Source organism: Porphyromonas macacae DSM 20710 = JCM 13914, from assembly GCF_000379945.1.
Classification (GTDB): Bacteria; Bacteroidota; Bacteroidia; order Bacteroidales; family Porphyromonadaceae; genus Porphyromonas; species Porphyromonas macacae.
In genome coordinates this window covers 12,447-29,195 of sequence record NZ_KB904152.1, presented here as the reverse complement: position 1 = coordinate 29,195, position 16,749 = coordinate 12,447, and the positions used below count along the sequence as shown (strand labels likewise).

Annotated in this window: 10 protein-coding genes; 1 reads left to right on the top strand and 9 read right to left on the bottom strand. The window is 40.8% G+C overall.

Going from position 1 to position 16,749, the window contains the following annotated elements; all coding sequences use genetic code 11:
- Nucleotides 1–31: 31 nt before the first annotated feature.
- From A3GI_RS0109010 to A3GI_RS0108990, 5 genes are all read right to left on the bottom strand, one after another.
- Nucleotides 32–1,648: an alkaline phosphatase family protein gene (locus A3GI_RS0109010; protein ID WP_018361125.1), complete on the bottom strand. Its 1,617-nt coding sequence runs from the start codon at nucleotides 1,646–1,648 to the stop codon at nucleotides 32–34.
- A gap of 4 nt (nucleotides 1,649–1,652) precedes the next feature.
- Nucleotides 1,653–2,927 (bottom strand): lipoprotein N-acyltransferase Lnb domain-containing protein, encoded by a 1,275-nt coding sequence (locus tag A3GI_RS10980; RefSeq protein WP_081612824.1) that lies wholly within the window; start codon nucleotides 2,925–2,927, stop codon nucleotides 1,653–1,655.
- The gene (locus tag A3GI_RS0109000; RefSeq protein ID WP_026216041.1) at nucleotides 2,899–5,253 is read right to left on the bottom strand and encodes a transglycosylase domain-containing protein; all 2,355 of its coding nucleotides are present in this window, start codon (nucleotides 5,251–5,253) and stop codon (nucleotides 2,899–2,901) included. Before A3GI_RS0109000 ends, A3GI_RS10980 begins: the two co-directional genes overlap by 29 nt.
- A gap of 52 nt (nucleotides 5,254–5,305) precedes the next feature.
- Complete coding sequence (locus tag A3GI_RS0108995) at nucleotides 5,306–7,282, bottom strand: fructose-bisphosphatase class III (RefSeq protein ID WP_018361122.1); 1,977 nt, start codon at nucleotides 7,280–7,282, stop codon at nucleotides 5,306–5,308.
- A 103-nt stretch (nucleotides 7,283–7,385) separates the two neighbouring features.
- The gene (locus tag A3GI_RS0108990) at nucleotides 7,386–9,629 is read right to left on the bottom strand and encodes a RelA/SpoT family protein (protein WP_115087385.1); all 2,244 of its coding nucleotides are present in this window, start codon (nucleotides 9,627–9,629) and stop codon (nucleotides 7,386–7,388) included.
- A gap of 179 nt (nucleotides 9,630–9,808) precedes the next feature.
- Here A3GI_RS0108990 and A3GI_RS0108985 point away from each other — a divergent pair, with 179 nt between their 5' ends.
- Nucleotides 9,809–10,483 (top strand): Crp/Fnr family transcriptional regulator, encoded by a 675-nt coding sequence (locus tag A3GI_RS0108985; protein ID WP_018361120.1) that lies wholly within the window; start codon nucleotides 9,809–9,811, stop codon nucleotides 10,481–10,483.
- A gap of 530 nt (nucleotides 10,484–11,013) precedes the next feature.
- On the opposite strand, the gene hcp is transcribed toward A3GI_RS0108985, so the two are convergent.
- The 4 genes from hcp to A3GI_RS0108960 form a co-directional block, all read right to left on the bottom strand.
- Nucleotides 11,014–12,669 carry a hydroxylamine reductase gene (hcp, locus tag A3GI_RS0108975; RefSeq protein ID WP_018361118.1) on the bottom strand — a complete coding sequence of 552 codons (1,656 nt, stop codon included), beginning with the start codon at nucleotides 12,667–12,669 and terminating at the stop codon, nucleotides 11,014–11,016.
- Nucleotides 12,670–12,823: 154 nt separating this feature from the next.
- Nucleotides 12,824–14,464 carry a S41 family peptidase gene (locus A3GI_RS10975; RefSeq protein WP_018361117.1) on the bottom strand — a complete coding sequence of 547 codons (1,641 nt, stop codon included), beginning with the start codon at nucleotides 14,462–14,464 and terminating at the stop codon, nucleotides 12,824–12,826.
- Nucleotides 14,465–14,574: 110 nt separating this feature from the next.
- A complete protein-coding gene (coaD, locus tag A3GI_RS0108965) occupies nucleotides 14,575–15,042 on the bottom strand; it encodes a pantetheine-phosphate adenylyltransferase (protein ID WP_115087337.1) in 468 nt (155 codons plus the stop codon).
- Nucleotides 15,043–15,046: 4 nt separating this feature from the next.
- Entirely contained in the window at nucleotides 15,047–16,741 is a 1,695-nt protein-coding gene (locus tag A3GI_RS0108960) for an alkaline phosphatase (protein ID WP_018361115.1), read from the bottom strand.
- Between the last annotated feature and the right edge of the window lie 8 nt (nucleotides 16,742–16,749).

The window sequence follows — 16,749 nt, the reverse complement described above, 5'->3', positions numbered from 1 at the left end:
TAATATGTATATTGTATCTTCGTTTATATCATTATTTAATCTCGATAGCTTTGTCAAAAGCCGAATTCGGAGCCCTGATTTTCAAGAAACCGGAAAGTGTGGGTGCTATCTGTGTAACACGAATTTGCAAATCCGAAACCTTATGTGGTATTCCTGCTCCCATTAAGATAAAAGGAGCTTGTACAGGCCTGTATTGTAGAGGTGTTATTCTTTTTTGTTGAGAAGAATTTGATGTTGAAGAATAAACCTCTTCAACATCGGTCTGCCATCCGGATAAAAAACTGATAACAATATCAGGACAGGAATTGGTGTGAGTCGAAAGTCTCAGCTTTTCAATATCATCATTTAATAGAACACCACTATTCAAAAGAGATGATGTAGCCACCAGTTTCACGCCGTCCATTTCACGGATAAGTTCGGCTACTTTCTGCTGAACTTCTACCAGATTAAGTTTGCGATGTTCAATCTGTTTACGATTCAGGAAAACTCCTTCGGCTGTTATCGCCTTGACCCATTCTTCATTTCCTCCGTATATTGCTTTCAAGTAAAGGTCGACCAACGTTTTCATCTTTTTGGAGCTGAAAACACGGTTTATTCGTTCCTCTCCTTTTGTATGGGATACCGGCTCCAATATATAACCTGTACCGGTGAAAGATACCAGATATTTTCCTGCCCCTGCTTTACTGTCCAAAACAGAGAATAAAGAAGCCAACTGTCTGTCTAATCGAATGTATGTATCGATAAGCTCCGGAGATACGCCATAAAGCCTGTCCTGCAATGATCTTCCACAGTAATATGTCACAAAAAGAACACCGGGTTTCTCCCGATGTCTGTTGTACTCTCCGTTTTCAATAATTTTTTTTGCTACGGTTGTAATCTCTTCGTTGATCAGAGCAGAATGCTTATACTCTGCAATTTTCGTTAAACCGAAAAAGTATTTAAACTTTGGATTTGCAGATTGATAAGATATAGCCTTATAACCTTGTAAAGGTTCCCATTTTTTACTAACAACACTTTGGTTGGGTCCCTCGGCTGAACGATTGTACTGACTTAAATAACCGGGCATTTCCGGATAAAAAGAAGATGTTGCCCATCCGGCAATCTTATCATCTATCCAATATGCTCCATCAGCACTGACACCTCCTGCGGCAATAGCATCGGTTCCATTTGCTGCAACACTGAAAACGGCAGAATGATTATTTGTGGCAGCTTTCAATTCGTCTCCGATCATACCCGATAGCACATTTGCCGGAGAAAGAGCATCTCTCGTGTATACGCCGGAATAATGAATATCGGTTAAAATCGGCTGAAATGTATTTTTCGAACGATCATATATCAGCTCTCCTGTTATACCGTGAACATTCGGGGTGGTTCCGCTATAAATGGAAGCAACTGCGGATGAACGATTGACAGGAGAAAAAGGAAATATCACATTTTTGTGAATAAACCCTTGTGAATAAAGTCTCCGAAACCCATTGTCACTTAAATACGGTTTTATCTGTTCCAAAACATCCGGATCCAACTGATCTGCCGTTATACAAACCAATAACTTCGGGGCATCATCGATCTGTGCATCGGCACACAAAGGCAAGAGTGCCAACAGTGAGGCAAAAAGATATTTTATGGATAGCTGTTCTCTTCGGGGCATCGGGTTATTTTATCTGTGATTTTGCAATTTGCTTACGTTGTGCTCTGATAATAAAAATTCTACAGGCCGAAAGCACTGTTAAAATCAATGTGACAGGTATCATTGCCTGATTGAAATGTTGCGGCAAAAACCATGCCATGGCACAAAAAGCAATAAGCACGACAAAGTTAACAAAATGATAATAATAAGCTTTGTTTATACCGCTGGCAACCATAGGGATACCTAAAACCAGATGAAAGGGATGCAACACAATAAAATTATAGTTCGGAACAGTATGAGGATGAACGGATATGAACATCAGAAAGAATAAAATCAGCCCCCCGACTCCGGCTGAAAAGAGTAGAATATAATCAATAATAAAAGAACACCGTTTAAGTTTTATATCTCTAAAACAAAAAATTAAAAGGAGTATCAGAAGTAATGAAAAGACTGTAAAAGGAGTCAAAAAATTATCCCATATACTGTCGGATTCCTTGGAGATAACAGATGTTTTATGCTCGATAACTTCAGAAACAATGGTCCTCTCCTCCCCTTTTTTTGTCAAAACCGTAGCAGATGGAAGATATTCTACTACCTTTTTCGGCAAAAAAAGCTGCATCCGTTTACTTGCTTTCCTGTCCGTAGGTGCTCCCAAAGCCAAATCGGTTCCAAATAAAAGCCATGGTTGCTTTCTTTCGGCTTCATTGATTAAATCTCTCCAGGAAACCGGCTTTTCTTCTTCGGAATTAAACTTAATCTTATCGACATCTACAGATTGAAGGAAAATTTCAACTGGTCTGGTAGAACAATTGTCATAAAAGAAATTGTATCGGTATGTGCGATTCTCCTTCTTTATATTCCATAAAAGATAGTTCCATGCACGGGTCTGTTCTTCAACTGTCATATTCAAAATCAATTCAGTTACATTGCTACCGCGCATCATATATTCGGACATATAATCGGATGTTGCAACCGGTAAAACGATATAATCTGTTTCACCTTTTACAAATCGCCATATAAAACCTTCGTCAAAAGAAAAGATACCGTAGTTAAATGTAACATCCAGATTTTGTCGAATATCCGTTACACGAAATGCCGCATGACCGTATACCGTATAAACTTCATCTTCTACCGGAGTTGCCAGCACGATACTCATCACGGCATCCCTGCTCAGGCTGTCGGGTAAACCATAATTTCCGGCATAGGCCCTATAATTTGCAACAATATAGAAAAGTATGCCAAAAACAAGGGTAAAGTACTTTACCTTTCTTTTAGTCATTACCGATAAATTCAGAGTCATTATAATTCTGCTCTCCTTCTAAAATGTATGTCTCTCCGGCAAGAGCATTTTCACATGGGCTGAAACCTTCAGGAATATTGAATTTACGATCCTCTTTATATCCCAATTTGGGATCGGCATACACTCTTTTTATAAATTCGGCGAAGATGGGTAATGCAGCTGAAGCGCCCTGCCCCAATGCCATGGAATTGAAGCGTATGCTACGGTCTTCTCCCCCTACCCATACACCTCCTATCAAATCGGGGGTAAAGCCGACAAACCAGGCATCGCTGTTATTTTGTGTCGTACCCGTTTTGCCACCCAAAGGCATTTTCAAATTATAGCGAAATCTCAGACGAGCTCCGGTACCGCCATCTACAACGGCTTTCAACATGTCGAGCATTTTTAATGAAGCATCTTTCGGCAGCACTTCTGTAATCTGAGGTGCAAAAGTTGCAATAATGTTTCCATATTGGTCTGCAATTTGAGTTACAGGAAGAGGCATCACACGTATTCCATTATTAACAAAGGTCGAATATCCACTTACCATCTCGCTGACAGATGCATCACAAGATCCGAGGCTGATAGCCGGCTGGGGTTCCATCGGGCCTTGCAATCCGTAGCTTCTCAAAAGACGTACGAATGTATGAGGAGAGGTTCGCGACATCAATGTTGCAGTAACCCAGTTATCCGATTTTTGAAGCCCCCATTTGATAGAAACCATCTCACCGATCCGCTGTGTATTCGAGTTCCTTATAGACCATCTCACTCCCGCTTCTGTATAAATCGTGGGTTCGACGTGCATTACCTGATCACAGGGTGACATACCTTCTATCATGGACAGAGAATATAAATAAGGTTTAATGGTAGAACCCACCTGGCGTCTGCCCAGTGAAACCATATCATATTGGAATGTACCATAATCGATGCCGCCGACATAGGCTTTTATATGCCCGTTATGAGGATCCATAGCCATGAAACCGGTGCGCATGAAACTCTTATAGTAGACGATAGAGTCCAGAGGAGTCATTGTCGTATCTTTAGTACCATTCCAGCTCCAAACCTGCATCTTGGTTTTCTTTCCGAACTGATCCAAAATTTCTTTTTCCGATAGTCCTTCTTTCTTGCCATTTCTCCACCGGTCTGTTTGTTTGATGGCACGCATCAGAATCTCTTCACGCTCGTCAGCGGTAATGCTCGAAGAGAAAGGAGCATTTCGTAAAGATCTGTTTTGGCGATCAAAAGCCGGTTGTAGATTTTCAGCCATTTGCTTCCGTACGGCTTCCTCTGCATACTGTTGCATGGGTACGGAAATCGTGGTATAAATTTTGAGCCCATCCGTATAAATATTGTAGTTGGAGCCATCCGCTTTTTTGTTCTTCTTACACCAACCATAGAGAGGGTTTTTTTCCCACGCCAGACTGTCATCCCGGTATTGCTGCATCTGCCACGCGGCATACGCACTCCTTTTAGGTTTATCCGCCATCATCATAATTCGCAAATACTCCCGAAAATATGGAGCAATACCGGCTTTATGGCTGATACGGTGAAAATCGGTTACAAGAGGAACCTTTTTTAATGAATCGGACTGCCCCGATGTAAGTTTTCCGGCTCTGCGCATTTGCTCGAACACTGTGTTTCTACGCTGTTTGGGCTTTGGAGAGTCTTTGTGTAAAACGGGATTGAAGAGAGCCGGGTTTTTACACATCCCCACCAAAACTGCTGCCTGATCCAGTGTTAAATCTTTCGGTTCAACTCCGAAGTATGTATACGAGGCCGAACGAATTCCTACTGCGTTATAAAGAAAATCGAATTTGTTAAGATACATGGCTATGATCTCGTCCTTTGTATAATAACGCTCCAATTTTAATGCAATAACCCATTCGATGGGTTTTTGAAACAAACGTTCCAAAAAATTATCCACCGGAGGAGAATAAAGCTGTTTGGCCAATTGTTGCGTAATCGTACTTCCACCTCCGGCGCTTGCCCTGTTTAAGAAAACGCGCTTAACCAATACGCGCATCATACTGCGCATATCTATTCCGGAGTGTTGTCTGAAACGAACGTCTTCCGTAGCAATCAATGCTTCAATGACATTAGGGGAGATATTCTTATAGGGTACATGTATGCGATTGTCACCGCTATGTGCGTAAGACCCCATCACATCTCCTTCCACCGAAATAACCTGAGATGCATATTTATCTATCGGATTTTGCAATTGCTCTATCGGAGGAAGATATCCGATTGCACCGGTCCATATCAACAGGAAAACAGAACCAATCGTAAGCCAACCGAGAATAAATAAAGCCCACAGTGTGCGTATTATAAGCCGTGTCGTTCTCTTCATCAAATAATCATTATTTTTATACATACCATAAAAGTCAACCTTTATATGGCAATCATTTTTCTTTTATTAGTCCAAATTTATATGCTGTAAGCAAATCTTTCAAATCATCCACCTGAGCAGACAGAACTTTTCCGTTATCCGTATCACGCACCAACATCCGATGAGAGCTGGATTCGCGCACCACAGACACACTTTCTATATCCTCGTTTTTCAGGATGGCATTTTGGGTTGAATTAAAAGGATTGTGCTTTACGATATGCAACCCTTGGGAGTTGAATATCAGAGTATAACCTGCAATACCTGTGCTTGACTGATATGCACGGCTGAAACCTCCGTCGATCAACATCAACTTGCCACCCGCCCTTACCGGTTGTTCTCCTTTTATAGCTTTAACGGGAACATGTCCGTTGATAATATGCGCATCCGGACCTTCCAATCCGAATTCTTTCAAAATATCGACACAAACCTGCTCCTCGGTTCTGTAAATGTAATAAAACCCTTTATCCTCTTGATGAGTTGTTTTATCTTCTATGAAATAACGTTCAAACGTCGTCATGGCAGATTTGTCAAAAAGAGGAGAATCAGGACCGCACCAAAGGTACCACATAAAATCAAGAGCCTCTTCATGTTCGGCATGTTCACCCGGTTTCATACGAGCTATGCGAACATACTCGTCAACCCTGTCATACAATGCTTTACCTGCATACTTCTTATTGCCCACACGTACTTTTTTGAGAGTCCGGTCTTCATTCAGAGGCACCGAAGCGTGCAGCAGCAGATTGTGATTACAGCACAGATACATACTGCCCATGCGGTACATAAAAGAAATATGTGTTTGCAGTTTTTCACTACGCAGAAAAGACTGCATCAACCTTTCCACGACATTCTTTTCTTCTGCGGTCAAAGTGTAGGGGTTTTTCGGATCTACTGTGGGAAAACTCTTATCCAAAAGTTCATGTACGGAACCATCATACAGGGTGATTGTTCCCTTTTCCGGATCGCAACGATGCAAAAGATCTCTTTCAGACATCTCATAATTCGGGTTACGCTTAATAATCTCATGCTCCAGTTTAAACTGAATGATGGATATGGCTTTGTGCATCTGTGCAATAAGGTATGCACTCTTTTCATCGTACATTTCAGAGCCGTCTTTACCTATTTTGGGTTTGAAAGGCGTACACGGATCATTGGCATACACTTCGGATGCAAAACGTGCCAAAGGAAGGAGATTGATACCGTAGCCGTTTTCCAGTGTATCCAAGTTTGCATATCGCAAAGATATTCGCACCACATTCGCCATACAAGCTTTGTTGCCGCATGCTGCTCCCATCCATAACATGTCGTGATTACCCCACTGAATATCCACATGGTGATATGTGAGCAAACGCTCCATAATAACATGTGCTCCCGGCCCCCGGTCATAAATATCTCCTACAATATGCAAATGGTCTATAACCAGACGCTGAATGGTCTCAGAAAGCGCAATAATAAAATCTTCGGCTTGCCCGGTTTCGATAATCGATGAAAAAATACTTTGTATGTATGCCGATTTATTGACATTAAGCCCTTCCTCGTGAAGCAATTCCTGAATAATATAAGAATATTTCGGCGGCAAAGCTTTCCTTACTTTGGAGCGTGTGTACTTTTCGCTGACCTTACGGCAAACTTTAACGATTTGGTTTAGTGTGACCATATACCAGTCATCGATGCATCTTTCCGTTTTTTTAACCAAATCGATACACTCACGCGGATAATAAATAAGTGTACAGAGTTCGCTGCGTTCCTGTTCTCTGATTTGGCCTTCAAACAGTTCGTTCACTTTTTTCCGAATACTGCCGGATGCATTTTTCAATACATGGATAAAAGCTTCGTATTCACCATGTACGTCTGCCAAAAAGTGCTCCGTCCCTTTAGGCAAACTAAGAATAGCCTGCAGATTCATGATTTCAGTGGCAACTTCTGCTGCAGTCGGAAATTTGTCTGCAAGCAAACGCAAATACTTGATGTCGTTTTTAATGGTAGATGTCATGTCTATTTCTTGATTTAAGTTTCTTTATATTCTAACAAAACGTCTTTCACAAAGTTAGTAAGAACTCCATACCGTTAAATAAACTATAAACAGCCATGGCTTTTTACAGTCGTTCAACATGTTTCACTCCCACTATATTGCCCAGTTTCCTCATCAAAATGGATAATGTTTCCCTGTTTTCTACTTCAATCAAAAAATGCCCCTTAAATAAGCTGTCTGCAGAGTCTATCGAATAGGTGCGGAGTTTCGTGCGATTTTCTTTTTTTATCACAGAGATAATATTTGTTACAACAGCCAAATCATCACGTCCGATAATTTCCAGTGAAATCGCATAACCCACAGAACCGGTCTGACCACTCCATTGAGCAGTGATAACCTTTTCTCCATAACGGTTCAACAGCTCCGGTGCATTGGGACAATTGAAACGATGAATTTTAATACCTCGATTAGATACGAAGCCGAAAACTTCATCTCCATAGATAGGATTACAACACTGGGCCAAAGAGTATTCGATACCTGTCAAGTTTTGATCCAGTACCAATACGTCCGGGTTTTTGCGGCTATCCGATTGTTGAGCAGCATCCACCGGCTCTGGTTTGTAAACAAAAGTATCGGCCTGTTGCTTAGCGCCTGCTTCAGACAGTCTCTCTCGCAGTTCGTTTTCGGCTTTCAGGCTTTCTTCATACAAATCTATAAAACCACCCACATCGATTTGTTCATGCAAAACAGCACGGTAAAAATCCGAAAGCGTTTTATATCCTTGTTTTTTTGTCAGACGAATAAATACGGAATCGTCATAATCTATTTTTCTGTTTTTCAATCTTCGTGAAACCGTTTCCTTAGCCACACTTATCCCCGCATCCTCTTCGGCACGTAAAATCTGACGGATTTTACTTTTGGCTTTGGAACTCACAACGATCGAAAGCCAATCCGGTTTGGCATTCTGTTGTGTGCTGGTAATCACCTCTACGGAATCACCGTTTTGAAGTTTGAATTTGATAGGCACATTTTTCCCGTTCACTTTCGCCGAAACAGCCTGTGCCCCTACCCTGCTGTGAATGGCAAAAGCAAAATCCAATACCGTAGCTCCCTGAGGCAGGTTGATCACAGCTCCCTGAGGGGTAAAGACATAGATCTCATTATCAGGCATGGTCAGAGCCGTATTCTTCAACAAAGGAAGATTGTCAGAGCCTCCGCTGCCGTATCGGATCGCTTCCAGTACCTCTCTAACGGAATTCATAAACTCATCTATCCGCCCCTGCGTATGGACACCCTTGTATCTCCAGTGGGCTGCCACTCCCAATTCGGCAATCTCATCCATCCTCTTCGTTCGGATTTGAACCTCCACCCACCGTTTATCCGGTCCTAAAACCGTGATATGCAAAGATTCGTATCCATTGCTCTTGGGTACGGAAATCCAGTCTCTAAGCCGTTCGGGATTAGGCTGAAACATATCGGTAATAATAGAGTAAGTTTGCCAGCAGAGTGAGCGCTCACGTTCTAAAGGTGTATCCAGGATTATTCGTATGGCAAAAAGATCGTAGATGTCCTCAAATTGTTGCTTGCGCAATTTATTCCGAATGGAACTGATAGATTTAGTACGTCCTTTTATTTCAAAAGAAACATCTTTCAATTCTTTTTCCAACCGTTCCCTAACGGGCCGGATGAAACATTCTATATATAGATCTCTTGTTTTCTTCGTTTCACCGAGTTTTCGTTTGATAAACTCAAAGATTTTACGATCGGTATATTTCAAAGATAAATCCTCCATTTCCCCCTTGATCTTATACAATCCTAATTTATGAGCCATGGGAGCATAGAGTAAAGAAGCTTCTTTAGCCATTTCGACTGCCAAAGAAGCCGGTTTAAGGTGTTTGGCATATCTCAGTAAATACAAACGATCTGCAATAATCAATAAGATCACTTGAATATCCTGTGCAATGGATAAAAGAAGATTTTGAAAATTATCCGAATCTATATTTCGAGTACGTGAGTACAGCTCGGAAGTTTTGAGTAATAATTTGATAAGTCGAACAGGTTCTTCACCCGTTACACCGACAATGTCCTCTTCTTTGAGATGAGCGTTTTTTACAGGGATGTAATATAAGAGGGCCAATACGGCATGAATACCCAAACCTATTTCTTCTGAAACAATGCGCGCATCTCCCAATTGGCGCAGGAGCATATCCACGTTATGCTCGTCACGCGTAAAGGCTCCCCCGGCATACAACGTTTTCAGTTGTGTATAAATTTGCCTTATATGGGGGCGATCTATTTGTTCGTTCAGATTCCTGATAAGGTATCGTGCTGAACTGTACAATTCTTTACGTTCTTCCCCTGTAATCATATTCAAAGATAACAAATGATTGCACATAATTACTTTTGTTACCGGGGTTGCTCATTTATCTTTTCTACGGCGGCAGAGCGAATTAAGCATAAATATACCTGGACAAAAAAGCGAGTACAAATGGTTGTCGAACAAAATATATAACTTTTGATTTTAATAATCTAAAAGCCTCTTATTATATGATTAAACAGCTAACAAAGAGCGACTTATTTCAAGGTTATAACTGTGAGCAAATATCCGGATTATTGGATAAATTCAAATACCGTGTCAAGAAATTAAAGGACAAAGATATTTTTGCCCTGCAAGGCGATTTGTGCCGGGAAGTCAATATCATTCTCTCCGGTGTGCTGGATGCCCGCATGACGGTACCTTCAGGTAAAGAAATTCAAATAGACCGGCTGGAAGCCGGACGCATTATTGCTCCGGCATTGATCTTTGCTACCGATAATAAATTTCCGGTTACCGTTTATGCCGAAGGAGATACTCATATACTGATATTCGGTCGTGAAGAATTTACACATTTGATGCAGCAAGAAGAAATCATTCTTGCCAATTTTATCCGTAATATCTCAGATATCAATTCTTTTCTGAGTAAAAAGATTAAATTCTTATCGCTAAGAACGATAAAAGGAAAAATTGCAGACTATCTGTTTACGCTTTCGGATCAGAATGTTAATCTCATGAATTATGAAATTCAGATCAAAGAGAAATGGCAAACCGTAGCCGATAAGTTCGGTATCAACAGGCAATCTTTGGCCAGAGGGCTTGCTGAATTAGAAGAAGAGGGGTACATCGAAGTACACGGAAAAATTATCAGAATCAAAAACAAACCGGGGCTAAGATTAGTGGAATAATAGTTCCTCAAACCAGCCTTGTTATATATAATTACATAATTATTACAAAAAGGGGGCAAGACATGGAATTGTGAGAAGTTTCCTTTCATATTGATATCTACTTCCCTTTCTAATCAAATAAAACAATCGGTATCATTGAGTTTTTAGCTCTTTGATAGCGATTGTTCTTTACAAATGATAGTCGATTTAGGCAGAATGGAGTTTTGACACAGCCTCTTTCGCTTTTTTTCGTTCAGAAGAGATACCCAATGGTAAGGAATGTATTAAGCATATGAATGGTACCGCCTGATACTGACGTGTACTGAAAAAATCTCTGCCTGACGGTTCAAAATTCTTCAGGCAAAGAAAAAAAATCCAAGTTAACTTCGTTGAAAATCCGTAGCGCAGAGAATTTTCGACCATCAGGCAAAAAGTTTTTGAAACATATCGGATCGTTCCCAAACGTTCTTTTCGGAATAAATAAAAACGAGGAATGATTTCCAGAGAAATCACTCCTCGCTCAAAAACAATCTCTTTCTACTTGTGCGATATCAAGCCATTATAAGCTTTTCGATATCTTCTTCCACCTCTCCATTCGGAGCTATACCAAAATTCTTCACCAACACATCTATTACATTCGGAGATAAGAATGCGGGCAAAGTGGGACCCAAATGGATATTTTTTACTCCCAAACTCAACAAAGCCAACAATACGATTACGGCTTTCTGTTCGTACCATGCAATGTTGAATACAATCGGGAGCTTATTGATATCATCCAAACCAAAAGCCTTTTGTAATTCAAGGGCTATTACAGCCAATGAATAACTGTCATTACACTGTCCTGCATCTAAAACGCGCGGAATGCCATTAATATTGCCCAAGGGTAATTTATTATAGCGATATTTTGCACATCCGGCCGTCAGGATAACAGTATCCTGTGGCAATGCCTTTGCAAAATCGGTGTAGTAACTGCGTCCGCTCTGACGTCCGTCACATCCCCCCATAACAACAAATTTGCGTATGGCACCACTTTTTACCGCTTCTATTATTTTATCTGCCAATTGCATAACCTGATGATGAGCAAAACCGCCTGTAATTGTTCCGCTTTCGATTTCCTCAGGCGTTTGGCAGGTTTTAGCCAAGGCAATGATTTCAGAGAAATCTTTTTTGCCGTTTTCATCGGTTTGTATTGTCTTAAATCCGGGGAAACCGGTCGCATTGGTTGTAAAAACACGCTCTTTATAGTTTGCCCCTGCAGCAGGGGGAACAATACAATTGGTGGTAAACAGTATGGGACCGTTAAATTTGGAAAATTCTTCACGTTGCTTCCACCATGCATTACCATAATTACCTATAAAATGTTTGTATTTCTTGAATTTAGGGTAATAATTGGCCGGTAACATCTCGCTGTGCGTATAGACATCTACACCCGTACCTTCGGTTTGCTTCAGCAGCATTTCCATATCCTTCAAATCATGCCCGCTAATCAAAATGCCGGGATTCGTACCAACCCCTAAATTGACTTCCGTAATTTCAGGGTTTCCGTAAGTTTCTGTATTGGCCTTATCCAGCAAAGCCATTACAGACACGCCGTTCCTGCCCGTCTGTAAAACCAGCGATACCAATTCATCGCTACTCAGATTTTCCACCGTAATATCGGACAACGCTTTTACGACGAAATCATCCACCGTGGAATCGGTATATCCCAATCGAGCTGCGTGTTCGGCATAGGCGGATAAACCCTTAAGACCGTAAACAGTAAGTTCCTTCAGAGAACGCACATCTTCATCCTCTTCTTTCAGAATACCCACTTGTCCGGCCAGAGTATCATATTGGTTTTCCGCAACATCCCAATTGACTTCAATACACTCTTTACAAGTTAGATTGTGCGTTTTCAAAAGCATTTTAAGTTCATCGCGATTTTTTTTAGCCTCATTGACGCGTTTCTTTATACTTTCATAATCGAAATTGGCATTTGTAATGGTGCTGAAAAAGCTCTCGGTAATCAATCGTACCAATCGGGTACGGTCATAAGAGACATTCCCTTGGCTAAGCTGCATGGCACAAACAGAAATACCTTTGAGTGTACAAATCAACAAGTCCATCATATTGGCTGTTCTCGCATCTTTACCACATACCCCCTTGAGTATACAACCTTTACCCATAGCTGTTTCCTGGCATTGAAAACAAAACATTTGTCCGTCCATAATTTATTGTTTTAGTATGTTTAGCATATCGTTTCTATGGCAAAGAAACGGCTATGGCAAAACAAAAAATGTCGCAAAAGCGACATTCTGAAAAAAGTAATCCATTTTAGTGCAGAAAAGCTGTAGGATATAAAAAATTTTAAGGAATAAATACTCACTCTTTTGCCGGATATTTGGGGCTCCTCGCTGTCAAAAGACGGTTTTCAAGAATTTGTAAACTCTTTTCAAAGATGGGATCATCGATATTGTAATAGTAGTGGAAAGCTTCTGTACCATAGAGATTGCGTGCAAGTTCGGCTTTAAGCAAACGGTTGATAAAAGGTAAAGATTTGGAAATCAAATTTCTATCATAAGTTTTATGAGCATCTGCTTCTGCTCCTGCTATTGCTTGTTTGCTCAAAAACGTAGGCACAGCAAATAACATAAAATCGGACTGTGAGGGATATTTCAATAAAGTTTCTTTTCCATAAGCAACTGTGTATTCCAGAGCCACAGCCGTTATGATGCTTTTTGATATCAAGGAATCCAATAAAGTATTATTGATCAAGATTGAATCCAAGGGAATAAAAATATCGGGCATTATTCCCCCTCCTGCATAAACCGTGCGATGTTCGTTGATGGTTTGATATTTAAGTGAATCGACAAAGCCTATGCTGTCTGCATGTATAAACTCGCCGTGCTCGAATCTATCCCAAAGCTCTCTTTGATATATATCGTGTTTACCTTTAGTATAAGGTTTTTGAATACTTCTACCCGAAGGCGTATAATAGCGTGATGTGGTAAGCCGGACCATAGAACCGTCAGGAAGAACCAACGGACGCTGAACCAATCCCTTACCAAAAGTTCTGCGGCCGACAATAATCCCACGGTCGCAATCTTGTATGGCGCCTGCAAAAATTTCACTGGCAGAGGCACTTTGCTCATTAACCAAAACAACCAAATCGATTTCATGTACCTGAAGATTGCTGCCATTAGAGCGGAATACCACCTCTCCCCCACCGGATGTACGGCTATTGCGTACGGAAACAATCGGTTCTCCTTTGGGAAGAAACAAACCGGCCAACCGGACAGAGGTATCCAACAAACCTCCGGGGTTGTTTCTCAAATCGAAAATCAGAGCTTTCATGCCCTGTTTTTTGAGGTCTTCAATAGCTTTAACACATTCTTTCAGAGTTGTTTTTGCAAATCTGTTCAGCGAGAGATAGCCGATCCGGTCTGAAACCATATAATGGCAGTTAACACTCGGCATTGTTATATTTCCTCTTTTAATTTGTACCGTAAGCACATTCTCCACACCATATCGCTTTAACTCGACATCCAAACGAGAGTCTTTTTTGCCTCGAAGAATACGTTGTACTTCTTCCAATGACAATTTATTGTCTGAAATTCTTATCCCATCTGCCTTTATAATCTTATCACCGGGTACTACCCCAGCTTTCTCAGACGGCCCGCCTTTAATAACATCTACAACATGCAGCGTATCTTTAATCATGACGTAACGGATGCCTATCCCCCCAAACTCTCCATTGACAGACTCCAAAAACAGTTTGGTTTCTTCTGCATTGGTATAAGAACTATGCGGATCGAGTGCAGACAGAATACCTTTTATGGCATTGTCTGTCAGTGTATCACTCTGTATAGGATCCACATATTTTTCGCTCACAAACTCCATGACATATTTTAATTTCTCCAGATCTTTCTTCAAATCGGATCGTTTTTCAACTTTTTGACCGAAAGTGAAATAAGTAAAACAGAGTATCGTGGGAATGATTAAATAATAGCGTAAATGTTGCATGATGCGAGTATTGGACTGCTGAATATAAAGTTAGAGACTAAAAAACGGGTGCATACTTCTATCTATGCACCCGAAATATACGATTATAAAATATTCTCCCCGCTATCTTATCAAAAACTTTTAAGATCGAAATTTTCAGGTAAGAATTTGGAAACGTCGGCACCGAAATGAAGCAACTCACGTACAACGGTACTGCTAATATGTGTCAATTGCTGACGGGCCGGCAACAACACTGTTTCCATGCCGGCTATCTGCTTGTTCAAATCGGCCAACGTCCGTTCATACTCCATGTCCGTACTGGATCTGACACCTCGCAAGAGGAAGTTGGCATTCTTTTGCCGGGCAAACTCCACTGTTAAACCATCAAATATGCAAATCTCGATATCTTTATTCTCATGGTAATAATTGGAAATTTGCCTTAGTCTTTGCTCCGGTGTGAAAAGAGGTCTTTTACTCTCATTTACACCTATAGCAATAATAAGTTTATCGAATATGTTCAATCCTCTTTCCACAATATCGGCATGCCCCCGGGTAAAAGGGTCGAAAGAGCCGGCGTACATCGCTATTCTCATATCTATAGAGTTATTTAAGCAAATCGGCTAAAGATGGAGGAAGATAGAATAATCCGGTCTCTTTTACATAAGGTATTACCGAATTCAATTCTATCATACGTTGACTTTTTTTGCCCCTATTGATGGTTACGACATTGGTATTCGCCTCGATTGTCAGAGAGTGTTTTTTACCTTTTACATCAAAAACCGTTTTTCCTGTCTTATCCTTCTTTACCTCCGTTTTCAAGTTGTTGAATACTTTATTATGAGGTGTGAATATTTCTTGTGTAAGGGCTTCAAGATCGTTGTTCTCGCCTAAAAGTAATCTTAAATAGGCATTTACATCGGTGTTTTGAACAGTTCCTCTCAGCGGTTGCCCATTGGGATTATAACACGCCAAAAACACTTCTTCACCGGTATGCCCGTGTGTGGTAAAACCAATCGAAGTATGCTCTGTATAGAGACGTGAAATATAGGTTTCTAACGAACCGCTATATAAAGCATGTTCATGATCTTTTTTTCTGTCATTTACGGGTATGGGACTTTGTTTATAGTCCAAACAATTATTCAAAAGCTCCAATTCGGAAGGCGTCAACTCGAAACCGCATGTTTCTAAAAATAATTTCTGTATATCCCGGTAAGGTGTTTCGTTTATAAGTTTTGTCAAACCTGACGCTGTATATTTGAATCTTACCAATTGAGAAAAAAGTTTGTCTTTAGACAATTTATCGTAACCTCTCAACGATTGCTTGCCGATACTTATACCGCTATTACCATGGTCTGGTAAAATAACAACAGCTGTATTGCCATCCGCCATGGCAAAATCCAATGCCACCTTACAGGCTTTATCGAAAGCTAAAAAATCAGAAACAATACCTACAGGGTCGTTGGCGTGTGCAGCCCAGTCTACTTTACTGCCTTCAACCATCAGGAAAAATCCGTCACCGTCTTGATTCAACAGACTGATCGCTTTACCCGTCATCTCCGATAAAGAAGGATATTTAGTCGTGTCACGATCAAAATCATAAGGCAAATCTCTTTCGCCATATAAAGACCACATATTGCCGTTCTTATGGTCTCTCATAGCTTGCAAATCATTTAAGTAAACTTTACTTCCTCGAGCGTTAAGTATACGGCGGTACTCATCTTTCATCAAACCGACACCTCCACCGATTACCACATTCAGATTTTGGTGAACCATTTGAGAGCCGATTGTTTCATAATCCTTTCTCTTCGGTGAATGAGCAGAGCAATCTGCCGGTGTGGCATGAGGAAATTCACACGTAAATACCAACCCTGTTTTATAACCTTTCTTAATTTTTGCCGCCTCTAAAATAGTAGCTAATGGATTATAAGCTTTCGTCGAGTCCACCGGGATAAGATCATTTTTACCATCAGACCAGGGGTAAGTGGCAACAAACCCTGTAATGCTGGGCATACCGGTCATATAGCAGGAAGTTGTTGGAGCAGAATCTCCGATGGGGGCATTGGAACTATAAGTAATGACCGTTCCCGACATGTAAGGGTCTATGTGAAGATGCTTATTGTCAGGATTTAGATAACGTTGATACCACCGAGCCAAAGAAACAGCAGCAAAGGAAGTACCGTCCGGTATCATCAAGATAATATTCTTTACGGGCTTTACCGGTTGTTGTTCGGTAGCAAACAAATTGAGGCTGCAGACCAGCATCACTAAAACAATGATGCCATTTCTAAACGTTCTCATAGTGTATA